The sequence below is a fragment of the Plesiomonas sp. genome (genome assembly GCF_051650925.1).
Taxonomy (GTDB): domain Bacteria; phylum Pseudomonadota; class Gammaproteobacteria; order Enterobacterales; family CAMTGL01; genus Plesiomonas.
Genome location: NZ_JBOFRH010000446.1, coordinates 1 through 1351 on the forward strand (window position 1 = coordinate 1; position 1351 = coordinate 1351).

The following is a 1351-nucleotide window of genomic DNA, read 5'->3' on the forward strand; positions in this document are numbered from 1 at the left end:
CAAGGCACAATCCGATTTTCTCGACCTTTATTTTCTTCCCTATGCAGCTGTGTTAAAAAATAAACCAACTCATATACGGGATGTATATCGAGCCAGAAATGTTTATTCACGCATCAACATTAATGGCCTTATTCTCAGCAAAAACATAAATGCAATGACGGTATTATTCCTGCGCCGTTATCTCATTTATTAACATCCTTGGTGTGGGTTTTCGCTGCAGCAACAAATAAGGGTTCCTCATCCTCAGTTATGCACATCTTGTGCACCTTTTAGTGACTTTGGATGAATAAATATTAAGTTTATCGAATAAAGAGATAAATTTTATGGCATCTTCAGATGATAACAAAATGGGGCTTATGGGCCTCACTGTACTGGTAACAGTAAACATGATGGGCTCCGGTATTATCATGCTGCCGGCTAACCTCGCCGGTACAGGTGGTATTACCATGCTCTCCTGGCTGGTCACTACCGTGGGTGCGCTGTGTATCGCTTACACTTACGCAAAATGCGGTATGTTCTGTCACCGTGATGGCGGTATGTCTGCCTACTCACAAGAAGCGCACGGTAAGTCCTCCTTCTTCATCGCGTCTTATACCTATTATATTTGCTTGGTCATCAGTGCGGTGGCGATTGCCGTATCTGCGGTTGGCTACATGAAGCCTTTCTTCCCATGGTTATCTGAATCTGCAGTACACGCCTTCTGGGGTGTCGTTGGTGTTCTGGTGTTGACCATGGTGGCTAACTTCTGGGGTCCTAAATACACCGGTGGTATTTCCAGCGTAACTGTATGGGGGATCATCATTCCGGTGGTGGGTCTGTCTATCATCGGTTGGTTCTGGTTCAAACCTGAACTGTTCGCCGCCGGCTGGAACCCACACCACGTTGGCACTATGGACGGGATCTCTTCCGGTATCGCTCTGACTCTGTGGGCCTTCTTGGGGATTGAAACTGCAGGTGCTAACTCCGGCGCCGTACGTAACCCAGAAAAAACCGTACCACTGGCCGTTATGCTAGCGACCGTTTCCGTGGCTATCGTGTACATCGCTTCAACTACCGTAATTCAGGGTATCGTACCTAACGCTGAACTGGCGAAATCCAGTGCGCCGTTCGGTCTGGTATTCAGCATGATGTTCACACCGTTTGTGGGCCAAGTGATTTGTGCTCTGGCCATCATCGCCTGTATCGGTTCTCTGCTGGCTTGGCAGTTCACTAACGCGCAAGTATCTTGGGCGGCAGCACAAATGAAGCTGTTCCCAAGCATCTTCGGCAAAATGAACAAATACAACGCACCTATCGCCGGTATGCTGATCATGCTGGTGCTGGAGTTGCTGCTGGCAACCATGAGTATTTC

At 48.0% G+C, this 1351-nt stretch carries 2 protein-coding genes; both read left to right on the forward strand.

The window, feature by feature from the left end; all coding sequences use genetic code 11:
* Positions 1-193, forward strand: a 193-nt coding sequence (locus ACRC27_RS10800; protein ID WP_438639865.1) for a hypothetical protein, incomplete at its 5' end; no start/stop codon positions are given.
* 130 nt (positions 194-323) lie between these two features.
* On the forward strand, positions 324-1351 hold a 1028-nt coding region (gene potE / locus ACRC27_RS10805), incomplete at its 3' end, for a putrescine-ornithine antiporter (RefSeq protein ID WP_438639866.1).